The following is a 24,600-nucleotide window of genomic DNA, read 5'->3' as shown; positions in this document are numbered from 1 at the left end:
ATTCGGCCTGCTTTGCAGGCCGTTTTCATGTCGTTTAGCTGTCGGCCATACTCAAGGCCGCTTCCATATCGACGGCCACAATGCGTGAGACGCCGCGCTCTTGCATGGTCACACCAATCAGTTGCTCGGCCATTTCCATCGCGATTTTGTTGTGGCTGATATAGAGAAACTGCGTGTAGGCGCTCATGCGTTTGACCAGGCGTGCATAGCGCTCGGTGTTGGCGTCGTCCAGCGGCGCATCGACCTCGTCGAGCAAACAGAATGGCGCTGGGTTCAGCAGAAAAATGGCAAATACCAAGGCAATCGCCGTCAGGGCTTTTTCACCGCCTGACAGCAGATGGATGGTCTGGTTGCGCTTGCCCGGTGGCTGGGCCATCACCTGCATGCCCGAGTCCAGGATTTCGTCGCCGGTCATGATCAGCCTGGCTTGGCCGCCGCCGAATAACTCGGGGAACATCTCGCCAAAGTGGCCGTTGACGGTGTCAAAGGTGTTTTGCAGCAACTCGCGGGTTTCGGCATCGATGGTGCGAATCGCCTCTTCCAGGGTGGCCATCGCCTCTTGCAAGTCGGTGGTTTGGGCATCGAGGTAGAGCTTGCGCTCTGAGGCTTCATTCAGCTCTTGCAGCGCGGCCAGGTTGACCGGCCCCAGGGCCTCGATCTGCCGTTGCATCCGATCGATTTCGCTTTGCAGGCCTTCGAGTTTGACTTTGCCTGTCTCAATGCTGTGGGCAATGGCTTCTTTGTCGGCTTTGGCCTCGGTCAGCAGCTCTTCAAATTGTTGCCAGGTCAGCTGCGCTGCTTGTTCTTTCAGGCGCAATTCGGTGATGCGCTGGCGCAGCGGCTCCTGGCCGCGCTCGCGTTGCATGCGGGCTTCGTCGGCCGCACGCAGTTGTTTACCCATTTCGTCGTAGTGCTGGCGTGCTTGGTGCAGCGTCTCTTCGCGCGCGATTTTCAGCGCCTGGGCTTCTTCCAGGCCGTCGACGCTGGCTGCCTCGGTGAAGCGCTCTAACTCGATGTGCGCTTGCTCCAGCTCGCTGCCCAGGCTGTGCAATTGTTGCTCCGCTGTGCTGAGATTGCGCTGCAACTCTTGCCTGCGGCTTTGGATGTTTTGCTGGCCAAATTGCGACTCTTGCAGCTGGCGCTCCAACTGGCGCAGTTGCTCGCGTGCATCGCTCAGCTGGCGCTCGGCCTGGATGGCCGCGTCTTCTGTCTCGACTTGCTGTGACTGGTGCTCGCCCAACTGCATGTCCAGCTCTTCAAAGCGCGCCTCCGCATCGATGGTGCGCTCTTCCAGCTCTTCCAGGGATTGTTGCAGCTCTTGCCAATCTTCATCCAGACGGCTATTGGCCGCGCGGATTTTTTCGGCTTCTTGCGTCAGGCGCATGACCTCCATTTGCAGAGCATGTGCTTGCTTTTGCGCGTGGTCAGCGCTGCTGCGCTGCTGGTGCAAGGCGCTGGCGGTATTTTGGTAGGCGCTTTCAGCCTGTGCCAAGGCGCTGCGTGCTTCGCTGACGACCGCGGTTTGCGCGCTGCATTGCTCTTCCAGACTTTCGATTTCTTGTGCACGCGCCAGCAAACCGGCTTGCTCGCTGTCTTCGGCGTAAAACCCCAGGCTGTGCTGCGTGATGCAATGGCCTTGTGCCAGGAATACTTGTTCACCAGCTTGCAATTGGCCGCGTATGGCCAGCGCATCGTCCAGGTGGCCGGCGCTATAGCAGCCTTGCAGCCAGTCGGCAATCACGCGTTGCAGGCCGGGCTCGTCGCAGCGGATTTTGCTCGCTAGCGCAGGCAAGCTGATGGCGGGATTTGGGGTGGGCGCTGGCGTGCTTGCGCCTTCGTTTGCTTGTGCGTAGAACACCAGCTTGGTGGGCGGGCGGCGATCGGCTTGGGCAAAGCCGCGTACGCTGTCCAGGCGTGAGACGGGCAGGGCGGCCATGCGTTCGCGCAAAGCCGCTTCGACCGCTTGCTCCCAGCCGTTGACAACATGCAGGCGCTTCCACAGTTGCTCAAAATCGGCCAGGCCCTGGGCACTCAGCCAAGGCGCGAGCTTGCCGTCGGACTGGACTTTTTCCTGCAGCGCCCGCAGCGCTTGCAGGCGCGCTTCCAGGCTGGCCAATTTGCCTGCGCTGTTTTGCACAATGTCTTGCTGGTTGCGGCGCTGTTCATCGAGTACGGGCACACTGTCTTGCAATTCCAGCAGCGCGGCTTGCGCGACTTCGGCTTCTTCGCGGGCGATCTCCAGCGCTTCTTGCTGCTCGGCCAGCTGGGCCTCATCGACTTGTTGCAGGCCTTTGCGTTCTTGCTCAATGCGCTCTAGGCGCAGCTGTGCTTGCTGTTTGCGCTCAGCCACGCCGCGTTGCTCGGCTGCTAATACCTGCAACTGCTGCTGCACTTGCTGGGCTTGCTGGCGCACTTGCTCCACCGCCTCGCGCGCTTGGCGCCAGGCCTGCTCAAGCTGCGGCACTTGCGCCGTGTGTTCATCGAGCTGGGCGGCCAGCACTTCGGTGCGTTCTTCGGCGCTGGCGTCATCGCCTTCCAGCGCAGCCAAGCCTTCGCTGGACTGGCTGGAGGTGCTGTGCCATTGCTGCATTTGTTGCTCCAGCGCGGCGATGCGTTGCTCGGTGCGCTGCTTGCCTTCGAGCACAAAGCGGATTTCAGCCTCCAGTTTGCCGACCTCGGCCGAGGCTTCGTATAAAGCACCTTGCGCACTGTTGACCTGCTCACCGGCGGCGTAATGCTGCTCGCGAATCTCCTCCATTTGCGCTTGGGCGGTCTCCATGTCGCCGGCGTGTTTTTGCAGGTCCTCCATCGCTTGCTGGCCTGCGGATTGGGCCTGGCTCAGCTCTTTCTGGGCTTTGTCCTGTCGCAGCAGCCACAGTTGCTGCTGCGACAGCGTGACCTTGGTTTGCAGCTGCGTGTATTGGGCGGCGACCTCGGCCTGGGCTTCGAGCTTGCTGAGGTTGTTGTTCAGCTCGCGCAAAATATCGTCGATGCGCGTCAGGTTCTCGCGTGTGTCTTTGAGGCGCGCTTCGGTCTCTTTGCGGCGTTCTTTGTACTTCGACACGCCAGCAGCTTCTTCCAGAAACAGCCGCAGCTCCTCAGGCTTGGATTCGATGATGCGGCTGATCGTGCCCTGGCCAATGATGGCGTAAGCGCGCGGTCCAAGACCTGTGCCCAGGAACACGTCCTGAATGTCCTTGCGGCGCACTTGCTGGTTGTTGATGTAGTAGCTGCTCGCGCCTTCGCGCGTCAAAATGCGCTTGACGGCAATTTCTGCGTACTGGTTCCATTGGCCGCCGGCGCGGTGGCTGGCATTGTCAAACACCAGCTCGACGCTGGAGCGGTTGGCCGGTTTGCGGTTGTTCGTGCCGCTGAAGATCACATCCTGCATCGACTCGCCACGCAGCTCGCTAGCTTTGGACTCGCCCAGCACCCAGCGCACCGCATCCATGATGTTGGATTTGCCGCAGCCGTTGGGGCCCACCACGCCCACCATTTGACCGGGGAGGAGGAAGTTGGTGGGTTCCGCAAAGGATTTGAAACCGGCTAATTTGATGGAATTAAGACGCACGAATTAGTCCACTAGATGAGAAGCATCAGGCCCGCGCATGGCCCAGCAAGGTCCCTGCGCATGCAACAGGCAATGGTAATAGAAAAAGACCGCAGCACCGATAAAGCCAGGTGCGGCGTTGTTGGCGCGCAGAGATGGCGCTGGGGCACTTGCAAAAATGCCCGTTTGGCCGTGCAACCAATTCCACTCTTGGGACACAATAGCAAAGGATGGCGTGGCGCTGCGATGTGCTTGAGTTGTGAGTCGCAGATTAGCCGCAGTCCCTGCCAGGTGAGCAGGGCTAACGCCTGCGTTTGGCCAGTATTTCGCCACTGTTATTGATCTAGGGACATCTTATGCGTTCACCATTCGTTCGTTGTTTGCCTGCCTGTCTTGTCGCCGGTGTGCTGCTGGGCCTTGTGCAGTTGCCAGTGATGGCTCAAAACGATCCTTTGGGGGACTTGATCCTGCAGAAAACACAGCCCAAAGCAGCGCCTAGCCAGCCAGCAGTGGCTGCAGAGACCAAGGCCGTGACCAACACCCCTGCTGCTCCCAGCGCATTTGGCCTGCCGGCTGCTGCGCCGAATACGTCTGCAAACACCCCGCCAGGCACGGCCGCCACCGGCAACGCTTGGGGCCAGGCGGGCAGCTTAGGCGCTGCCGCTGCAGGGGTGCTCAATGGCGGCGGTGTGGATGCTGCAGCCCTGTCTTCGCTGGGCCTGCCCAGTCTGTTTGGCGGCTCAGCCGGCAACGTTGCAGGGGTCTTGCAGTACTGCGTGCAAAACAATTACCTGAACAAGGCCAAAGAACAGGTCAATGCGCTCAAGGGTGGGTTGTTGTCGATGGCCGGGCTGCAAAACGACCCTGCGCCGCAAGCGAGCAACAGCAATTATGCGAGTGGCTTGGCTGGTATCTTGATGGGCGGTGAGGGCGAGCGATTTGATCTGAACAGTATTCAGGCCAATTTGAAAGAAAAGGCCTGCAGCTACGTGCTTGAGCAAGCCCCTTCGCTGCTATGAAAACGGGTTCTTGTGCGTGTTGGCACGCCGTTTGAGCGCTGTTGCGTTTAAGATGTGCGCCATTCCAACCAACAGGCAGGCCAGGCCGATCGCTTAGCTTGCGCCAGTAGGTTGTTAGAGCCTGTTCCTCATCTCCGCGCAGTTGCGCGGCGATGAGGAACAGGCTCTTAGACAGTTACTGGTGCGGGTGTGGTGCTGTCTTGTTATGTACACTGAACACCACCGCATGAAGAGGATACAAACATGTTGATGACGGCAGATCAAGGGCAATTGGTACTGGTCGATTACCAAAGCAAGCTGATGCCAGCTATTTTCGAAGCCGATCGCGTCTTGGCCAATGCCACTGTGCTGGCGCGTTTGGCCCATTTGTTTGAAGTGCCATGCTGGGGCACCGAGCAAAACCCGGAAAAACTGGGCCAGAACGATGCCACACTGCGCGGCTTGTGCCGAAGCACATTTGCCAAAATGCATTTTGGTGCTTGCGCGGAACCTGATTTGGTTGAGGCCTTGCGTCCTCCGGCAAAGCCTTTGAGCGGCAATGCCAGAAGCCTGCCCAAGCATTTGCAAAAAGCCAAGCAAAACCAGGCACCTGTGCGCGAGCAAATCGTGCTGGCTGGCTGCGAAGCCCATGTGTGCCTGCTGCAAACCGCTTTGGGTTTGCTGGAGCAAGAGTTTGAGGTTTGGGTGGTCACGGATGCTTGCAGCTCACGTACCGAGCGCAGCCGCGATGCTGCATTTGACCGTTTGGCGGGGGCTGGTGCTGAACTGGTCACCACCGAGATGGTGGCCTTTGAGTGGTGCGAAACCGCCGAAGATCCGCGTTTCAAAGAGTTGCTGGCACTGGTCAAGTGAGGGGCTGTGTGCCGGGCACCAGTTTGTTGGTCCTTGGCGCATTGGGCTGCGCGTACCGCATGACCAGGCGATCGGCATCGGCATTATGGTCAGCGTCACAGAACCTGGCTCTGCTGATGGGGGGCGAATATGGCGCGTCATTGCGGCGCTCAAGCCTTATCTGGCCATCAGCGCGCGCGCAATCCTGTGAAGGTGCATCTGCAAGAGCTCGGCTGCAGGGGAAGGTGCTTCATGCCAACCCGTCTCCAGACGAAAAAAAAGCCCGGATAACCGGGCTTTGAAAGGATCCATGAAAATGGTTTCGAAAGGATCCAAGGAGACAATCGTTGCCTTGGCCTGCAGCTATAGCTGCAGTGCCAAGCCATGTACCCATCAAGTTGTGCTTGAAATCATGCGGGTCATGGCCAAAGCCATAGGCTCAATGCATTCTTTGCTTCTGCGCAAGCACCAGGCTTTTTGAATGGGTTCAAGCAAAGCCTGCTGCCTGCCAGCAACACAATTTAGATATTGCGTTGGATGTTGTTGGCGTTTTTGGTCGCGCTGTCAGCCACTGCGTTGAAATTGGCCTGGGCCACATCAGAGGCTTGTTTCACTGTCTTTTGCACAGATTCGTAAGCATTGTTGGCTGCAGAGAGCGCGCTGCGCACGACGGCTACAGAAGCTTCGGTACCAGCAGGTGCGTTTTTGGCTGCGCTTTCAACCAGATTGTTGACAGCTTTCTGGGCGTCGGCTGTGCGTTCTTCAACCACTTTGCTCAGTTCCTGGCCGTTTTCGGAAGCGATTTCGTACAGCTGGCGGCTGTAGTTCGAGACTTTTTCAGCCAGTGGCTGCAGGATGCTGGTTTGCAAGGCGGCCAATTCTTGGGCATCTTTGGCAGACAGAACTGCCTGGCTGTGTTTGGCTGCGTCTTGCAGGGCTTCACGCGAGACTTTGACGTTCAGGTCGATCAGCTTTTCCACACTGGCAAAAGCTTTGTTGGTCAAGCCAAACAGTTGCTCAATATTGGCTTTGTGTGCCGCGATGATTTGTTCAGGTGTCAGCGCCATGTCAATCTCCTTCAATGGGTCAGTGGTAGAAATGAAACTGCCACAACATGAAAATCACTTATCGAGTCTTGCAGTTGTGTATGTTGCGGTGCAGCATGGTTTGAATTATGGACCATGCTCCCAATCTACGCAAGCATTTTGTTGCGCTGCAACAAAAAAGTTTGACTGAGCAAGCTGCGATGCTTTGAAGGCTGTGTGTGTTGAGTAACTGGTGCTTGAGGCCACTTGGGCTGTGCAGTCTGCGCAAACAGGCTCTTAACTGCTGCTTAGGCTAGGGTAATAAGCCAAGAGCTGCATCAATGCATGCATGGTCGCTGCCTGGCGAACCGCTTGACGATCACCTGGGAATACGCGCTTTTCGCTCAAGGTATGTCGTCCAGAGGACCATGCAAACCACACAGTTCCGACTGGTTTTTCAGGGCTTGCACCTGAAGGCCCTGCGATGCCTGTGATGGCGATGCTCAGTTGTGCGTTGGAATGTGTGAGAGCGCCTTCTGCCATCGCACGTGCCACTGGCTCGCTGACCGCGCCGTGGCTTTGAATCAGCTGGGCTGGTACACCCAGCATGGCCTCTTTGGCTGCGTTTGAATAGGTCACCATTGCGCGGTCAAACCACTGGCTTGAGCCGGCCATGTCCGTGCAACTGGCGGCAACCAGGCCGCCAGTGCAGCTTTCTGCGGTTGCGAGCATCCAGCCATTGGCTGTGAGCGTGCGTGCAACATCTGCGACCAGCGTTTCAAGAGAGGGGGGAGCTGTATGCATTGGTCAAGTGCTGATGGGCCTTTGGCTGCGCTGAGACAGCAGCAGCCAAAGGCGTGATTAAAACAAGTATTTGACGATGGCAAATACCAGCAGGGTGCAGAACGCGGCCACCAAGTCATCAAAAATGATGCCCCAGGCACCGCGCCAGCCTGTGCCTTTGAAGCTTTGGTCTGCCCATTTGACGGGCTGCGGCTTGACCGCATCAAAGAAGCGAAAGACGATAAAAGCGGCCAGCTGCAGCAAGAAGTCACTGGGCGCAATCAGCCACAAAATGAGCCAAAAACCGATCACCTCATCCCAGACGATATGGCCTGAGTCCGGCACGCCCAAGGAGTCAGAGGTTTTTTTGCAGGCCCACCAGCCCACTACCAATGAGACCACCAGCAATGCTGCCATTGCAGTATTGCTCAAATGCGTCAGCAGTACGGCATAGACCAGCCAGGCCCAGAGCGTGCCGCAGGTGCCCGGCGCGATCTTGCTCAAGCCGGAGCCAAAGCCCATCGCGATCAGATGTGAGAGCTGGCTGAGGTCTTTCAGACCCACAGGCCGGTGAGTGGGCTTGTCGGAGGTCGGCATGGATGTATAGCTAGATAAACAAATACAAGAGTGTAAGCGCAGCCTGTTTGCGCTTACGCGAACAGGCCAAGCAAGCTTTAAGAGGCTGCTTGTCGTCTGCAAGCAAGCCGCGTAAGGCTTTAAAACAAGCGGTGCAAGGCGGCTGTTGCAGTTCGCACCACTGAAGCAGCAAAGCGGGCATACCTATGGCGCGCTGTGATGCCTTGCGGTTCGGGTGAGGCTCTCAAAGTACCTTATTTTGTCAAAATATTTGTCGAGCCATGCGGATGGCATCGGTGTTTGTGCCCGTCGTGGTTTTTTTCTTCTTCAGCACGGCCGGCATCGAAGTGGACGGGCCTTGACCTGTCCTTGAGCCTGCAGAATGCATCATGGATACCTGTGCAATCGGTGAGTCATTCATTGGCGAACTTGAAACGTTTTTTGTCAGCCTTTCAATTTGGCTCAGGCGCTGTGTCAGTGTTATCGATCTTAGGAATGTCACCTACGTTGGTGCCTAAAGCGCACATTAAAAGACGATATTCAGACAGAATGGGGCAGCTTTACGATGAAGAGCTGTTAACACAACCCTTGATACGCCGCTGCGAAACATTGTTGTACTACCTGTACTGCTTGCGGTTTCACGCTTGGTCTCAGTCGCAAACCCTTGGTTTGCTCGGTCGTGTGAGCAGCTCTAAAAAGAGGCAAGAGCCGTAAGCGTGCGGTTCACCTTTAAAGGAGTGTGCCTGTATGAGTTATCGACCTTGGCTTTCTTCCTATCCAGATGGGGTGCCGGCTGATATTGACCCAGATCAATACCAGTCCTTGATTGATGTAATGGATCAGGGGTTTAGAACCCATCGAGACAAGATCGCTTACAACTTCATGGGCAAAGAGTTCAGCTTTGCCACGGTCGATACCGAAAGTATGGCGTTTGCCGCTTATTTGCAGGGCTTGGGCTTGCAAAAAGGCGATCGCGTTGCGGTCATGATGCCCAATGTTGTGCAGTATCCGGTGGTGGTCGCAGGCATTTTGCGGGCCGGCTTGGTACTGGTTAATGTGAATCCGCTGTATACGGTGCGTGAATTGGAGCACCAGCTCAACGACTCAGGCGCAACTGCGATCATCATCATCGAGAACTTTGCCCATACACTGCAACAGTGTTTGGCCAATACGCCAATCAGGCATGTGGTGGTCGCCAGCATGGGGGACCGCTTAGGATTGATCAAGGGCGGTATTGTCAATTACGTTGTGCGCAACGTGAAAAAGATGGTGCCTGCATTCTCGCTTCCAGGCGCTGTCGCGTTCAATGTGGCCTTGCAGCAAGGCCGTGGCAAAAGCGTGAAAAAGCATGCGATTGATCGCAATGATGCTGCTTTGCTGCAATATACCGGCGGCACGACCGGCGTCAGCAAAGGCGCGCTTTTAACGCATCGCAATATCATTGCCAATATTTTGCAGTCTGAAGCATGGAATGAACCGGCGATGAGCCGTATTCCCAGCACAGAACAGCCCACTGCGGTATGTGCCTTGCCCCTCTACCATATTTTTGCCTTCACGGTGAATATGATGCTGAGCTTGCGCAATGGTACAAAAAACATTTTGCTGCCTAATGCGCGCGACTTGTCAGCAGTGCTCAAAGAGTTGTCCAAGCACACCTTCCATTCGTTTCCTGCGGTCAATACGTTGTTCAATGGCCTGTTGCACCATCCCGATTTCGGCACTGTGAACTGGACCAACCTGAAAATCTCGATTGGCGGCGGTATGGCAGTGCAGGGCGCTGTAGCCAAACTGTGGCTGGAGAAAACTGGCTGTCCGATCTGTGAGGGCTATGGCTTGTCTGAAACCAGTCCTTCAGCCACCTGCAATCCCGTGACCATGAAAGAGTACAGCGGCACGATTGGCGTGCCGCTGCCCAGCACCTACGTGCAGTGCATTGATGATGATGGGCGCGAGGTCCCCGTTGGTGAGCGTGGAGAGATTGCGATCAAGGGGCCGCAGGTCATGCAAGCGTACTGGCAGCGCCCAGACGAGACGGCCAAAGTCATGACTGCCGATGGCTATTTTCGCACCGGCGACATAGGCGCCATGGATGCCAATGGTTTTTTCAAGGTGGTAGATCGCAAGAAAGACATGGTCATTGTCAGTGGCTTCAATGTGTATCCCAATGAAGTCGAGGATGTGATGGCGACCTTGCCAGGTGTGTTTGAGTGCGCGGTGGTGGGCATCGCCGATGACAAATCGGGTGAGGCTGTGAAACTGGTGATTGTGCGCAGTGATCCTGGCTTGACTGAAGAGGCGGTGCGGCGCTTTGCGGCTGAGAAGTTGACCAACTACAAGCGACCCAAAGTCATCGAGTTTCGAGATGCCTTGCCCAAAACTTCTGTGGGGAAAATATTGCGTCGAGAACTACGGTCTTGATTGGGGTTATCTGCATGCCTTTGGCATGGTTCCTGGCAACTGTTGCAACTGGCAGGCGTTGATCAGAAGTGCTCTGGCGATGCGATAAACGCGCGCGCGCTTATCGCATCACACCATTCTGTTATTGTGTGTTGGGAAGGGTGGGCTTTAACCATGGCTGCGGCACTGAGGGTTGAATGCCAAGACTCGAATTTGCATGCCCAGATGCTGAAATGAGACCTGTTTAGCCATTGGGGCGTCATGCGTCTTTTGTGCTGCTCAAGATGGAATCAAGGGCATTTTGTAACATTGCATTTTTTTATTTTGATTGTTTTAACAGATTTAATTGACTAGATGAGCGCTTTAAAAAACAGTGCGCTTAAAAAACAAAAAACTCGCCAATGCCGCTTGTGGCAAGGGTTTGAAAAGTACGGGCGGTTTGCTTGACGGCGAGAGATTAGCGACTATGATGTGCGCAAGAAGCAATTATTTGCAGGTTTCAGCATGGGTATCTCAATGCCTTTATTTCATGCTTGTTACGTTTTGGGATGAGTGAAGAGGCGTTTGTCGAGGCGGTTTGGCGACTTCATTGGACAAGCGCATGCAGCCAGAATCACTCACGCACAGACTTTTATTTTTCCACCAACCACTGGGAGTTATTGATGACATCGAATTCTTCTAACGCGTCGCAAGATGATGCAGTTTTCGGTTCTGTAGACCTGTCCTACGTGATGCCGAAATATAAGATCCCAGAGCAAGAGCACTCTGCGGCGCACGCCTACCAAGTGGTGCATGATGAGCTCATGCTTGATGGCAACTCCAGACAAAACTTGGCGACGTTTTGCCAAACCTGGGTGGATGAGGAAATCCACAAGTTGATGGATGAGTGCATCGACAAAAACATGATTGACAAGGATGAATATCCACAAACTGCCGAGCTTGAGTCGCGCTGCGTCCATATGCTGGCCGATTTGTGGAATTCGCCAAATGCAAAAACCACACTGGGTTGCTCAACGACAGGATCTTCTGAAGCGGCCATGTTGGGCGGTCTGGCACTGAAGTGGAATTGGCGCAAAAAACGCCAAGCGGCTGGCAAGTCGACTGATAAACCGAACCTGATCTGTGGTCCAGTGCAAATTTGCTGGCACAAATTCGCGCGTTACTTCGATGTCGAGTTGCGCGAAGTGCCGCTGGAAGGCGATCGCCTGCTGATGACGCCTGAGGAAGTGCTCAAGCGTGCTGATGAAAACACCATTGGTGTTGTGCCGACGCTGGGTGTGACTTTCACCTGCGATTACGAGCCAGTCAAGGCGATCAGCGATGCGCTGGACAAGTTGCAGGCTGACACTGGTTTGGATATTCCAATCCACGTTGACGGCGCCAGCGGTGGTTTCTTGGCGCCGTTCTGCGCGCCTGAGTTGGAGTGGGACTTCCGTCTGCCACGCGTGCATTCGATCAACACTTCGGGCCATAAATTTGGTCTGGCTCCGCTGGGCGTGGGCTGGGTGGTTTGGCGTGATGCCAGCAATCTGCCTGAAGAGCTGATTTTCAACGTCAACTACCTGGGCGGCAATATGCCCACTTTTGCGCTGAACTTCTCTCGTCCAGGTGGTCAGATTGTGGCGCAGTACTACAACTTCCTGCGTTTGGGCAAAGACGGTTATCGCAAAATCCATACGGCTTGCTATGACACAGCGCGTTACCTGTCCGACGAAATCGACAAGCTGGGCCCATTCAAGGTGCTGTTCAACGGCGACATGAAAAAAGGCATTCCTGCGCTGTCATGGACCTTGAAGGAAGAGTACAAAGACCGCGGCTATACCTTGTATGACTTTGCCGACCGCTTGCGTAGCCGTGGCTGGCAAGTGCCTGCGTACTCGATGCCAGCCAACCGCGAAGACTTGGTCGTGCAGCGGATTTTGGTGCGCCATGGTGTCAGCCGTGATTTGGCAAGCCTGCTGATTGAGGACATGAAGCGCACGCTCGATTACTTCAAGAAGCACCCAGTGCAAGTTCCAACGACTGAAAAAGAAGCAGGTGGCTTCCGCCATTAAGCCTTGTAAGCGCGTCGCAAGCAAGGCGCGCTCAAAGACCTTTGCGTCTGTTGATGGCGTTTGCGCTGAATGCGTTGAGGCCGTGAGCAGGCGCGAAAGCGCCGCTGTTGCAGTCAATGGATACTGCGGCAGCAGCGCAATGTCTCTGCCAGACTTGGCTTCTGGTTGTTAGCATGGGCGGTGGAGACTTTCTGGTGTCAGTATTTTCATGCAGCCATTTCACACACGATAAGCCATGACAGAATCAGTCTCCTCTATTGATCAGATTTTTACCCTCAGCGGTTTGCGCACAGACCACTGGCGTGACTTGCTGGCTATTGCCCGCAAATGGCATGCTGGCAAGGCAGAGGCAGTGCAAGTGAGGCAGGCTTACGACGCTTTGCAAGCGGTCGAAACCCTGCATGCCTATCCTGGGCCGCAACTGCTCAATGCGCTGACAGCTGCGCTGGATGCCAACAACAAAGAGAGTTTTGTCGATTTGGCCGGGCGCATCTCTTTTTCGATCCTGGCGCGTTACTACAAAGAAGACGCCCGTGAATGGGCGGTAACGCCTGAGCAAGGCCGAGAGTTGGCAGGTAGTTTTACTGGCTCAGATCCTACGGCGCCTCATCGTCCATATTTTGAAGTGTTGGTTGTCGCTCCGCCTGATAGTCCACGCGTGGCGCAAAATGTCCAACTCATCCGCTCACAGCGTCGCAAAGAAGACGAGTTTGTCTATGAGCCTGTGGTGGTGACGAATTTTCAAGATGCTTGCTGCGCTATTGCGACCAACAGCAATATCTGCGCAGTCGCCATTTTTGAAGGCTTTAACTACGCCAGCCAATTTCCGATGCCGCAGCTCAATGTGATGTTGCAGCAGCTCAACATCACCGCCAACGATGACGATGAGCATCTGGCGCTAGAGTTGGCCCAGACGATGGCTGACCACCGCCCGGAGTTGGATATCTATCTGATGTCCGACCGCAATCCGCAAGAAATCGCCAGCGATTCGCGCTCCGCGCATGTGCGCCGCATTCTGTACGCCGTGGAAGAGCCGATCGAGCTGCATCTGTCGATTCTCGAAGGCATTCGCCACCGTTACGAAACCCCATTTTTTGACAACTTGAAGCGCTATGCACAGCGCCCTGTCAGCACCTTCCATGCACTGCCTATCGCACGTGGCAAGTCGGTGTTCAAGTCCGATTGGATCAAGGACATGGGCGAGTTCTATGGCCGCAATCTGTTTTTGGCCGAGTCCTCTGCGACTACGGGCGGGCTCGATAGCTTGCTGGAGCCCACTGGCAACATCAAACGTGCCCAAGAAAAAGCGGCTCGCGCATTTGGTGCAGACCATTGTTTCTTCGTCACCAACGGCACCAGTACATCCAACAAGATTGTGCTGATGTCGGTGGCCCAGCCGGGGGACATCTTCATTGTCGACCGCAACTGCCACAAGTCCCACCATTACGGTGCCGTGCTGGGCGGACTGCAGCCGTACTACGTGGAGGCGTATCCTATGAAGGAATACTCCATGTATGGCGCGGTGCCGCTGCGCGTGATCAAGCAGGGCTTGCTCAAGCTCAAGGCCGAAGGCAAGCTCGACCGCGTGCGGCTGCTGGATTTGACCAACTGCACCTTCGATGGTCATGTCTACAACACCTTGCGGGTGATGCAAGAGTGTCTGGCCATCAAGCCCGACTTGGTGTTCCTGTGGGATGAGGCCTGGTTTGGTTTTGCCCATTGGTCGCCATTCTTGCGCCCACGCACTGCAATGGGCGCGGCTGCGACACTGGAGAAATACCTGCGCTCGCCCGAGGCGCAGCAAGCCTATGACGCGCAGCAGCAGTTGCTGGGTGAGAATCCCGATGATGAGGCACTGCTCAACACCCATTTGGTGCCTGATCCGAGCAAAGTGCGACTGCGTGTGTACCAGACCAATTCCACGCACAAGTCGATGTCGGCGATTCGCCAAGGCTCGATGGTCCTGGTCAAAGATGTGGACTTCCACCGCATCGAGCCACAATTGCACGAGGCGATTTTCACGCACTCGACCACCAGCCCTAACCAGCAGTTGATTGCTTCGCTGGATGTGGCGCGACGCCAGATGGAATTGGAAGGCTATGGCCTGGTGAGCAATGCGATTCAGATTGCTTTGGATATTCGCAACCAGATCAATACACATCCACTCATTTCGCGTTATTTCCGCGTTTTGGGGGCCGATGAGATGATTCCTGAGCAGTACCGAAACAGCGGCTTCAAAGACTTTTTGGCGCCCGGCACGAATTGGAGTAATGCGGCACTGGCCATTCGCGACGACGAGTTTTTCCTCGACCCTACGCGCATTACCTTGGTGTGCGGCACGGCCGGGTTTGATGGCACGCAATTCAAGAATCTGCTGGCCAATCAATACGACATCCAGCTCAATAAGACTTCCCGCAATTCGATTCTGCTGCAGTCCAACATCAACAATACGCGCAGCGACGTGGCCCAGCTGATCCATGTATTGCTGGAAATCTCCAGCCAGATTGATGAGCGCCTGCGCAATGACGGTGAAGGTGCCAGAGAGGCCTTTGAGCAGCGTGTGACAAGTTTGATGACCGATGTGCCAGATCTGCCCAACTTCAGCGCATTTGATGCCAAGTTCCGCAACGACGTGAACGGCCAAGTGGCAGTGGAGGGTGATATTCGCACGGCGTTCTATAAGAGCTGGGATGAGAGCAACACCGAATACGTCGGTCTCAATAGCCCTGAGTGCGACCAGCGCTTGAAGGATGGCCCGCCAATGGTGTCGGCGAAACTGGTGATCCCATACCCACCAGGCTTCCCGATTCTGGTGCCAGGCCAGATCATCAACCACGAAGTGATCTCGTTCATGCGCAAGCTGGACGTCAAAGAAGTGCACGGCTATGACTCTAGCCGTGGTCTTCAGGTTCTGAAGAGTTAAGTAAGAGGCAGGATCCAAGCCGTGTGCCTCACGCCTGTGTGGGCCACGGCTTTGGTCGTTAGCGAATCACAGCAATGTGGGTTCTTAATACATATTGATTGGGCGCTTTATGTTAGAGATTTGGGATTGGTTGGCATCAACCCTGCGCAGCTACCCTGAACTGGCGATTTTTTTAACGCTGGCAGCTGGTTACTGGTTGGGAGCGGTTCGATTTGGCTCCTTTAATCTGGGGGCGGTGACAGGGACCTTGCTGGTCGGGGTGCTCGTGGGGCAATTGGGCATCACGATTTCACCGCAAATCAAGTCGGTGTTTTTCATCATGTTCTTGTTTGCGGTTGGCTTTGGTGTCGGGCCGCAGTTTGTGCGTGGTATTGCCTCCGATGGCTTGCCGCAGGCGGTCTTTGCCGTAGTGATTTCCTGCCTGTGTTTGGGGGCGGTGTATTTTGCAGCTGTGGTGTCTGGCTATGGTCCAGGCTTGGCCGCAGGCTTGCTCGCTGGAACGCAAACGATTTCGGCCTCGATTGGTTTGGCCACTGATGCGATTGGCAACCTGGATCTCACACCGGACCAAATCAAGGCCCAGCTTGATTTGATTCCAGTCGCGTATGCGGTAACTTATTTGTTTGGTACCGTGGGCACGGGCTGGATCATTGCCTTCGTAGGCCCTAAATTACTGGGCGTTGATATTGAGAAAGAATGCAAGCGCTACGAAGCTGAAATGCAGCACGGCGAACCAGCCGATGGCATGCAATCGGCTTGGAATCAGTACATTGTGCGCGCTTTTAAATTGACAAAGCCAGGAGTCATCGCTGGTTTGACAGTGGCCAAGGCCGAGCAAGAGGCCAGCGGTGGCAAGCGCATGTTCCTGGAGAATCTGCGCCGCAACGGCAAGATCATTCCTTTTGACGACAACACCGTGCTGGAGGTGGGAGACATCATTGCGGTCTCTGGCCCACATGAAGACCTGGTGGCCTGGACGCACCGCGCCGAAGAAGTCACAGACAAAGAGCTGCTTAATATTCCGGTCGAGTCGGTTGATGTGCTGGTGACCAGCAAAAAGGCCGATGGCAAGACCTTGATTGAGCTGGCCAAGCACTCCGCTGCACGTGGCGTATTTGTCACCCGCATTCGCCGTGGCTCTATGGGCGTGGACATCCCGGTGCTGGCCCAAACCAAACTCAACCGTGGTGATATCGTCACTGTGAGCGGCTCACGCAAGCACGTGCAAACCGTTGTTGACCAGTTTGGTTTTGCCGATCGTCCTACCTCGGTCACCGACATGGTGCTGGTTGGTTCAGGCATTGTGATTGGCGGTATTATCGGCGCCATTGTCGTGCCCATTCATGGCGTGCCCATCACTTTGTCGACGTCGGGCGGGGCTTTGATTGCCGGCTTGGTGGTCGGTTGGTTGCGCAGTTTTGTGCCTAAAATTGGCACCGTGCCCAGCGCCACTTTATGGTTCATGAATTCGGTGGGCTTGAATGTGTTTATCGCTGTCGTCGGTATCACTGCCGGGCCGACCTTTATTGCCGGTTTGAAAGAAGTGGGTTTCACCATTTTCTTCTGGGGCTTGTTTGCCACGGGGGTGCCGATGTTGCTGGCGCCATTGATTGGCAAGTACATTTTCAAGTTTGATCCAGCCATAAACCTGGGCTGCTGCGGTGGAGCACGTACCAGTACCGCATCGGTGGCCATGGTGGCCGATGTGGCCAAAAGCAATGTACCCATGCTCGGCTATACAGTTCCGTATGCGGTCAGCAATACATTGTTGACCCTGTGGGGCTTGGTCATTGTTTTGATGATTGGCTAAACTGTTGCCTACCCGGTGCCCGAACCAATCGGGCACAACCAATGAATGAAGTGCCTATGCCTTTTTTAGCACAAAGAGTGAAAAACCCACTGTACCGCCGCCTGCTGGCTTTGTTGAAAGTGGGATTTGCATTGAGTTTAGGCTTGGGCTTAAGCGCCTGCTCGCAAGGGCAGGCGCCTTCCTTTTTGCTGTTTGATTCCTACTTCCCCAGTTGGCTGGTCGGTATCTTTGTGGCTGTGCCGATTACCCTGGTGCTGCGGGTGATTTTTATACGCATCGGCATTGATGAGGTGATGCCGTTGAGGCTGTTGACCTATCTCTGCATTGGCGCCTGCATTGTTATGGCATTTTCTTTCTACTATTCACCGCGCTAACAGCCTATGACTCAGAACGCAAAGCGCTCGCCACGGCGATTTTTCGCCATTTTGATTGTTGTCTTTATCCTGGTTGTGACAGCCTGGGCTGGCTGGGTGTTGTTGCAGCACGCGCGCAGCAATCCATTGTCTGAAGATGCGGTGATTCAGGCTGACATTGTGCATATCAGCTCGGCCATTCCTGGACAGCTCAAAACCATCCATGTGCAAGAGGGCTCGCGCGTCGCCAAAGGCGACTTGCTCTATGAGCTCGACCCATTGGTGTATGAGCTGCAAGTGCAGCAGGCCGAGGCCCAGTTGGCGATTGCCCAATCGGCGCTGACTTCGACTGGGCGGCGCATTCGCGCAGAGACCGACAATGCCTCGATTGCCAATGAGCAGATCACCCGCGCGCGCACCAATTTGGCATACGCCGAAAGCAGCTTGCGCCGCTTGACGCCATTGGCAGCCAAAGGTTATGTGACACAGCAAGAGCTCGATACTGCCAAAACAGCGGTCAACGATGCACGCATCAGCCTGAGCCAAGCACAGTCACAGTATTCGGCGGCAGGCAATCTGGTGGGTCAGGTAGATGGCACCGAAGCTGCTGTGCGCAATGCCGAGGCTACCCTGGGATTGGCACAAAAAGCCTTGAAGGACACCGCGATCTACGCACCCAGCGATGGCCTGGTGGTGGGGCTGACAGTTTCTGCGGGTGAACACATGATCAGTGGCCAGTCACTGTTCACGCTGATCAATACCAATACTTGGAATGCGACGGGTTTTTTCCTGGAGACCGATCTTGACAAAATCCAAGTGGGCCAATGCGCGTCGGTGTTTGTGTTGTCCAGCCCCAAGCGCGAGCTCAAAGGGCGTGTGAGCAGCATCGGCTGGGGCGTGAATAACGCCGAAATGGTGTCCTTGCCACGGGCTTTGCCTTATGTGCAAAAGTCACTCAATTGGGTGCATGTGGCGCAGCGTTTTCCAGTTCGCATCGCGCTCGAGACCGCGCCTGAAGAGCTGATGCGCATGGGCGCCTCTGCCACCGTGATGATTCGTGACATGCAGGATTGTGAATGAGCCCATCCGTCCTTCGCACCTTTTTTCCGGTCGCTCTCGATGAGCTGATGCCTTTTGATGGGCGTCTGGCCTCAGCGATACGAGTGGCCTCGGTGTGTGCCCTGACCACGATGTTATTCATGGTGTATGGCATCCCGTTGGTGGCGATTGGCTGTTATCTGGTGATTTTTGTCATGAAGCCCAATATCAGCGGCAGTATGCTGATGGCCATTGGCATCATTGTTTTGGCGTCGTTGATTATCTGGTTGATGTTATGGGCTGTGCAAATGACGATAGACCGCCCAGTACTGCGCATGGCCATGTTGGCGTTTTTCTCGTTTCTATTCTTGTATTTGGGGGTGGCCAGCAAGGTAGGTGAGGCCGGCAGTATCCTGGCACTGGTGATGGCGTTTGTGATCTCGATGATTGGCCAGATTCCGCTGGGCGAGATCGCCACGCGTGCTGTCTTGTACGCCTGGCTGATGGCCGTTGTGCCCATGGGCGTGTTGCTGGCTTTTACACTGACCTTTGCCCCATCTCCTGGCAAGATCTTGCGCAACAATCTGGCCCAGCGTATGCAGCGCATTGCCGAACAATTGGATTTAGAGGCCAATCCCGCCGCCTGGCTTGCACCACTGAGGCAAGGCAATGCCGACATCGCTATCACGATGCTGTTTGTGAAAGTGTTTGCGGTATTGCCACGGGCCGAAATCGCTCGTCTGCAGCAAACCGTCAATGCCAGTTATATGGTGGCCGCTGCCGCCCAAGTGGCGCAGCGCAATGGCATTCAAACCGCAGCCCACCCCGCATTGGCTGCCTATTGCCGCGCACTCAGTGAGGCGATTCAGAATGGCCAGCCGTTTCCTGCGCCGCCAGCGCAACTGCAAGCGCCTTTGCCAGCTGAGGCCCAGGCCTTGGAGCCGCTGCAGCAACATTTGTTGTGCTTTCCTGCCCAGCCGGTGCTGGCATTCCACGAGCAAGTGGTGCAGCCCAAAGAAGGTTTTTTGAACCCCGACGTCAAAACCAACCGACTCTATAGCCAATACGCATTGAAGGCGACGTTTTGCGCGATTGCCTGCTATGTGGTCTATACCGCGTTGCAGTGGCAAGACATCCATACGGCCTTGATCACCTGCTATGTGGTGGCGCTCAGCACCACTGGTGAAACGGTGCACAAGCTCAGCCTGCGCATCTTAGGGTGCTTGATTGGGGCGAGCTTTGGCATGTTGTCGATTTTCTTTGTGATTCCCTATATCCACTCAATCGGCGCGCTGATGGTGCTGGTATTTGCGGTCACGCTGGTGGCAGGCTGGGTTGCTAGTGGCTCAGAACGCAGTGCTTATGCGGGGGTGCAAATTGGTCTGGCTTTTTTATTGACGGTGTTGCAGGGCTTTGGCCCAGAGGTCACGCTGGATGCAGCCATGGACCGTATTGCGGGGATCTTGTTGGGCAATTGCATGATGTACATCGTCTTCACGCGCGTCTGGCCAGTCTCGGCTGGACAGGCTGCGGCAGAGCAGCTTAATGCGTTGGCGGCGAAGTTCAAATTACTGCTCGATCAGCCTGTCGCGACAGCGCAAACATCGAATGACTTGCAGCGCTTGCTGCCTAAATTGCAAGCTGTGCGTGACCAATTGATGATGAACGACTACGAGCCCCTGTCAATGCGGCGCAGCGACGAAGACATGGCTGCGATGCAGCAAGCGGCAGACCAGCTTGAAAACCTGTATTTGCAAACAGCCTTCGCTACACAAGGATCTATTTCAGAGAGTAAGAAGCAAGGTGCTGCTCAATTGAGCCATCAGCTCGCCATATTGGCTCAGCCTTCTTCATGAAGCGAATCATGCACAGTACCCCCCCTACTAACACCACTGGCTTGGGGATCAAGCCAAAGTTGACCACGGCTGGCAAATGCGTGGCTTTGCTGGCCTGTGCGCAGCTTTTGAGTGCCTGTGTCAGTAATACATTGGACCGTTACGCGCCTCCATCACCAAATGAGGCCTGGCGTCCGGCAGCAGATTCGCCGTGGCAGGGTGAAGTCCCTAGTTTGAAAATCCCAGCAGAGCAGCGTGGTCCGAGCTTTGCAATTCCTGCGCTGCCAAACCAGTTGCCCCGATTGGCGCCGGTGGAGCCAGATACGCGCTTTGAGCAGTCCGCACCACTGAATCTGGCCCAATTGATTGATATTGCGCAGCGTGAGAACAAGGAAACCAAGCAGGCCTGGAACAGAGCTCGCGAAGCGGCATTGACCGTGGGTGAGGTGGAGTCCCTGTGGCTGCCGAACCTGTCCGTCAATGTGCTGTCTGGCTATCAACGCAGACGCACTCCAGTGACACTGCCTTTGGGAATGGGGGAGACAACGGTCCATAGCAATGTCCACGGAACGATTCCGGCACTCACGTTAAATTGGCTATTGTTTGACTTTGGTCTGCGAGAGGCTGCATTGGATGGCGCGCAGTATGTCTCGCTGGGGGCGAATATTCTTTTCAATGCCAGCCACCAAAAAGTCATACGTGATGTAACCAGCCATTACTACAGCTATAACGCCGCCCGCGCAAGGACTGAGCTGGCGCGCAAAACCCAGCTCAACCATGAAGCGGTGATGCAGGCCGTGCAAGAGCGCATGGATGCCGGTGTGGCGACGCGCGTGGACCTGGCGCTGGCCCAGCAGGCCAACGCCCAAGGCAAGCTGCATCTGGTCACCAGCGAAGGGTTGGAGCGCAATGCTTATCTAGCCTTGGTTGGCTCCTTGGGGCTGGCTCCCACCAGTATTGTGCCGATTGCGCCCACTCCCGACGTCACGTTGCCAGCGGCCAATGACCCTATTACTGAGCAGCGCCTGCAAGACGTTTTGAGTGAACGGGCCGATATTGCCGCGGCATACGCTGCCGTGCGCGCGGCTGAAGCTGCCGAGCGGGTCGCAGAGGCGGCTTTCAGGCCCAAAGTCTTTATGGCCGGCTCATTGGCCCACACGAGCAGTCGGCTTGATGTCGGCAACCTGCCCACTTTGAGCCCGCAAGGCTCATCCACAGGCGTCTTAGTGGGCATCACCATGCCGTTATTTGATGGTGGTTTGCGCAGCAGCGAGCGCGCCAAAGCGCAAGTGCGGGTAGAGCAGGCGCAAGAGGCCTTGCAGCAATTGCGTGACTTGGCGATTCGCGAGGTGGCTGGGGCCGAGACCGTGCTCAATACTGCCCTGCAAAGCTACGAAGCTGCCACCGAATTGGTGGCGACGGCCACGGTGGCCTATGACGCTGCATTTGAGTCCTACCAACATGGCCTGGTCAGTATCCAGCTGGCAACGATGGCCGCCAGTCAGCTCAATATCGCACTCCAGGCTCAGCTTGATGCGCGATACGCCGCATTGACTGCAGCAGCGAATTTGGCATTTGTGATGGGTGATATGGTGGCTGCCCAAGACCAATGGCTGCCGCCCACCCAGTGATTCTCCATTTCATTTGCACGTGTTTTCTCACCAACCGCTTCATAAGGAGTAAGACGATGGCCCCGAAACAGAACATGCTCACACGCAGTATTGTGGCAAGCCTTGCATCCCTGGCACTGATTGCGCCTGTGGTCAGCCAGGCATGCACCTCCATGCTCTACACCGATGCCCATGGTGCACCGTACGCGGGACGGACGATGGAATTGCCAATGTCACTGCCCTATAAGATTGCCTATTTCCCGGCTGGGACGAAATTTGGCTCGAAGGCAGATAACCACCATGTGCTGGATTTTGATACCAAGCATGCGTTTATCTCGGTGGCTGTTCCTGATCCTGTCAACGGTGAGCTGAAAGTGTCCGAAGGCCTCAATGACAAAGGCCTGAGTTTCAGCTTGCTGGCATTCGCAAGCACTGATGGGCCTGCCGATATGATGTCCAAAACCCAGGCCGTTTTGTCTGCCATTGATTTGGGCTCATGGACCTTGTCGCAGTTTGGCACTGTGCAGGAAGTCAAAGAGGCATTGGAAAAACAGCCGGTCTTGGTGACTGCACTTTTGCCTTTGGGCTTGTTGAAAACGCCGTTTCACTACTCGTTGCACGATGCCACAGGCAAATCGATTGTGATTGAATTTGCCAATGGCAAACAAAACGTGATTGACAACCCGATTGGCGTAATGACCAATGGACCTGAGTTCAGCTGGCATATGACCAACCTGAACAATTACACTTTTCTGAGCAATATTGACCACTCCACACTTGAGATCAACGGCGTCAAGCTCAGCCAGCCAGACTCCGGTATCGCGACCGTGGCGCTGCCTGCATCGAATACATCAGTGGGACGCTTTGTCCGCGCCGTGTATTACTCGCAGTTTGCTGAAAAAGGCGACACTCCTGCCAAAGCCATGCAGACGCTGGCCAATGTGATGAACAACTTTGACCGTCCGCGCGGCATTTCGGCTGACAACCGCTTCACGGCAGGGGCGATTAACGCGACAGCACCGGGGCTGACCGAGCATGAGATGTATGTGAGCGAATACACCAACTGGACGAGTTTGATGGATCTGCGCAATCTGCAGTTCAATATCCGCAGTTATGACAGCCTGAATTACGTGCACTTTGACCTCAATGAGTTGAAAAAAACCACGGAGAAGAAAGTGCTGGCCTTGTCTGATATTGCCACAAACTCCATCAATGGCACGCAATTGCTGCAGGCGGCGAGCAAATAAAGCAGGCTGGTGCGGCAATTTCGATGCCAAATACCAATCGGTTGAATGCGGTTGAGTGGCTGCGTTGAGATTACCACTCATGGGGCTGGCCCAGGTTATTTCAGTCCCCATGCTGTCAATAGGGATATGTGCTGTGTGAAATCACAGACATATTGACCGTTTAATATCGATTTTCTTCATTAATTTTCTTTATATGCAAAGAAGGTGAAGGGATTAAGTTCGATTTGATTGGTGGTATTTGTTGCGCTTCGAATGCGTAAGAAGCCCGATTTGGCTCGGCCACGCTGCACGTGACGCGAATGTTGCCGTTTAATTTCTTCGTTTCGTCTATTTTTGTGTCTTCAATTGCTGGTTCTTTTTCAATAATGTTGAAAATGCTGCTGGCTTTTAGGGTGTTTATGGTAGGATCGTCGAAGCTCGAAATTGTTGCAGATTGTTATTTTGCGTAATGGAATTGTCTTGCCAAAACCAATTTCTATAGGTGTTGCTTATGTCCCTAGATATTAATGCGTCGATCAAGGCTGCTTACGAAGCTGGTTTGAAAGCTTCTGGCGGTAAGAATGCAGACTACATCCCTTTTCTAGCCAAGGTCCCAAGCGACTTGTTTGGGATCTGCATCGTGACTGTGGATGGCCAATGCTTCAAAGTCGGTGATACAGACTACCAGTTTGCGCTGGAGTCGATCTCCAAGGTTTTTACCCTGGCCTTGGTGATGGAGAACATCGGCCCAGAAGGCGTGCGAGAGAAGTTGGGTGACAGCCCAACGGGCATGCCATTCAACTCGGTGGAGGCCATTGAATTGAATCAGGGCAAGCCACTGAGCCCATTGGTCAATGCCGGAGCGATTGCAGCCGTCAGCTTGGTGCCAGGAGATTCCGCAGATGAGTGCTGGGCCAAGATTCTCGACATGCAAAGCCAGTTTGCTGGTCGCTCCATTGCACTCAGTGACGAAGTCAATGTGTCTGAGCAGACCACCAACTTCCACAACAGAGCCATTGCCTGGCTGCTGTACAGCGCAGGCACCGCTTACAGCGACCCGATGCGCGCAGTGGAGGTCTACACAAGGCAATGTTCTACTTTGGTAGATGCCGTTGATTTGGCCACGATGGGGGCCACACTAGCCAACGGTGGTGTGAATCCGATCACCAAAAAACGTGTGATTCAAGAAGGTAACGTCGCACCTATTTTGGCTGAAATGATGATGGAGGGCCTCTACACAAGCTCTGGCGATTGGGCATTCACGACCGGACTGCCAGGCAAAAGCGGCGTTGGCGGCGGTTTAATGGCAGTCATTCCTGGCAAGCTGGCGATTGCGGCTTTTTCTCCACCACTGGATGATGCGGGCAATTCTGTGCGCGCGCAGGCAGCGATTGCAGAAGCTGAGCGCCATTTAGGCGGCAATATTTTCAGACCCAAAGTCTGATGTAGGAAAGAGGGCAAGGGCGGACCGACTCTTTTCACTTACTTTGCCTTCTTCATTCTGGGGAATTAATTCATTATTTTTGGATATTGGTCATTTTAAAAATAATGAATTAATTCTATTAATCGT

16 protein-coding genes are annotated in these 24,600 nt (G+C 55.0%); 12 read left to right on the top strand and 4 right to left on the bottom strand.

Going from position 1 to position 24,600, the window contains the following annotated elements; all coding sequences use genetic code 11:
* Positions 1 to 34 precede the first annotated feature (34 nt).
* Positions 35 to 3,571 (bottom strand): chromosome segregation protein SMC, encoded by a 3,537-nt coding sequence (gene smc, locus E8K88_RS00180; protein WP_136404623.1) that lies wholly within the window; start codon positions 3,569 to 3,571, stop codon positions 35 to 37.
* A 335-nt stretch (positions 3,572 to 3,906) separates the two neighbouring features.
* On the opposite strand from smc, the gene E8K88_RS00175 reads away from it, so the two are divergent.
* Positions 3,907 to 4,569, top strand: coding sequence for a DUF2501 domain-containing protein (locus tag E8K88_RS00175; protein WP_136404622.1), 663 nt, complete (start codon positions 3,907 to 3,909; stop codon positions 4,567 to 4,569).
* 243 nt (positions 4,570 to 4,812) lie between these two features.
* The gene (locus tag E8K88_RS00170; RefSeq protein ID WP_136404621.1) at positions 4,813 to 5,421 is read left to right on the top strand and encodes an isochorismatase family protein; all 609 of its coding nucleotides are present in this window, start codon (positions 4,813 to 4,815) and stop codon (positions 5,419 to 5,421) included.
* Between the two features lie 500 nt (positions 5,422 to 5,921).
* Here the strand turns inward: E8K88_RS00170 and E8K88_RS00165 are convergent, their stop codons facing one another.
* The 3 genes from E8K88_RS00165 to E8K88_RS00155 all read right to left on the bottom strand — a co-directional run bounded on the left by E8K88_RS00165 (position 5,922) and on the right by E8K88_RS00155 (position 7,805).
* Positions 5,922 to 6,467 (bottom strand): phasin family protein, encoded by a 546-nt coding sequence (locus tag E8K88_RS00165; RefSeq protein WP_136404620.1) that lies wholly within the window; start codon positions 6,465 to 6,467, stop codon positions 5,922 to 5,924.
* Positions 6,468 to 6,722: 255 nt separating this feature from the next.
* Positions 6,723 to 7,229 carry a CinA family protein gene (locus E8K88_RS00160; protein ID WP_136404619.1) on the bottom strand — a complete coding sequence of 169 codons (507 nt, stop codon included), beginning with the start codon at positions 7,227 to 7,229 and terminating at the stop codon, positions 6,723 to 6,725.
* 57 nt (positions 7,230 to 7,286) lie between these two features.
* Positions 7,287 to 7,805, bottom strand: a complete 519-nt coding sequence (locus E8K88_RS00155; RefSeq protein WP_136404618.1) for a phosphatidylglycerophosphatase A family protein — start codon at positions 7,803 to 7,805, stop codon at positions 7,287 to 7,289.
* Between the two features lie 726 nt (positions 7,806 to 8,531).
* On the opposite strand from E8K88_RS00155, the gene E8K88_RS00150 reads away from it, so the two are divergent.
* The 10 genes from E8K88_RS00150 (at position 8,532) to glsA (ending at position 24,474) form a co-directional block, all read left to right on the top strand.
* On the top strand, positions 8,532 to 10,202 hold the full coding sequence (locus E8K88_RS00150; protein WP_136404617.1) for a long-chain-fatty-acid--CoA ligase: 1,671 nt from the start codon (positions 8,532 to 8,534) through the stop codon (positions 10,200 to 10,202).
* 641 nt (positions 10,203 to 10,843) lie between these two features.
* Complete coding sequence (gene gad, locus E8K88_RS00145; protein ID WP_136404616.1) at positions 10,844 to 12,235, top strand: glutamate decarboxylase; 1,392 nt, start codon at positions 10,844 to 10,846, stop codon at positions 12,233 to 12,235.
* A 235-nt stretch (positions 12,236 to 12,470) separates the two neighbouring features.
* Positions 12,471 to 15,158 carry an aminotransferase class I/II-fold pyridoxal phosphate-dependent enzyme gene (locus tag E8K88_RS00140; protein WP_136404615.1) on the top strand — a complete coding sequence of 896 codons (2,688 nt, stop codon included), beginning with the start codon at positions 12,471 to 12,473 and terminating at the stop codon, positions 15,156 to 15,158.
* 109 nt (positions 15,159 to 15,267) lie between these two features.
* Positions 15,268 to 16,968 (top strand): aspartate-alanine antiporter, encoded by a 1,701-nt coding sequence (gene aspT / locus E8K88_RS00135; protein ID WP_136404614.1) that lies wholly within the window; start codon positions 15,268 to 15,270, stop codon positions 16,966 to 16,968.
* Between the two features lie 56 nt (positions 16,969 to 17,024).
* A complete protein-coding gene (locus tag E8K88_RS00130; RefSeq protein WP_136404844.1) occupies positions 17,025 to 17,342 on the top strand; it encodes a YtcA family lipoprotein in 318 nt (105 codons plus the stop codon).
* A gap of 6 nt (positions 17,343 to 17,348) precedes the next feature.
* The gene (mdtN, locus tag E8K88_RS00125; RefSeq protein WP_136404613.1) at positions 17,349 to 18,401 is read left to right on the top strand and encodes a multidrug transporter subunit MdtN; all 1,053 of its coding nucleotides are present in this window, start codon (positions 17,349 to 17,351) and stop codon (positions 18,399 to 18,401) included.
* Positions 18,398 to 20,215 (top strand): FUSC family protein, encoded by a 1,818-nt coding sequence (locus E8K88_RS00120; RefSeq protein WP_136404612.1) that lies wholly within the window; start codon positions 18,398 to 18,400, stop codon positions 20,213 to 20,215. The genes mdtN and E8K88_RS00120 overlap by 4 nt, the downstream gene beginning before the upstream one ends.
* Before the next feature lie 8 nt (positions 20,216 to 20,223).
* Positions 20,224 to 21,825 (top strand): TolC family protein, encoded by a 1,602-nt coding sequence (locus E8K88_RS00115; protein WP_168797198.1) that lies wholly within the window; start codon positions 20,224 to 20,226, stop codon positions 21,823 to 21,825.
* A 56-nt stretch (positions 21,826 to 21,881) separates the two neighbouring features.
* Positions 21,882 to 23,051: a linear amide C-N hydrolase gene (locus E8K88_RS00110; RefSeq protein ID WP_136404610.1), complete on the top strand. Its 1,170-nt coding sequence runs from the start codon at positions 21,882 to 21,884 to the stop codon at positions 23,049 to 23,051.
* Between the two features lie 490 nt (positions 23,052 to 23,541).
* Positions 23,542 to 24,474 carry a glutaminase A gene (glsA, locus tag E8K88_RS00105; RefSeq protein WP_136404609.1) on the top strand — a complete coding sequence of 311 codons (933 nt, stop codon included), beginning with the start codon at positions 23,542 to 23,544 and terminating at the stop codon, positions 24,472 to 24,474.
* The last annotated feature ends 126 nt before the right edge of the window (positions 24,475 to 24,600 follow it).

Source organism: Lampropedia aestuarii, assembly GCF_004803635.1.
Classification (GTDB): domain Bacteria; phylum Pseudomonadota; class Gammaproteobacteria; order Burkholderiales; family Burkholderiaceae_C; genus Lampropedia; species Lampropedia aestuarii.
The sequence above is the reverse complement of the archived record's forward strand: the minus strand, read 5'-3'. Positions and strand labels throughout refer to the sequence as shown.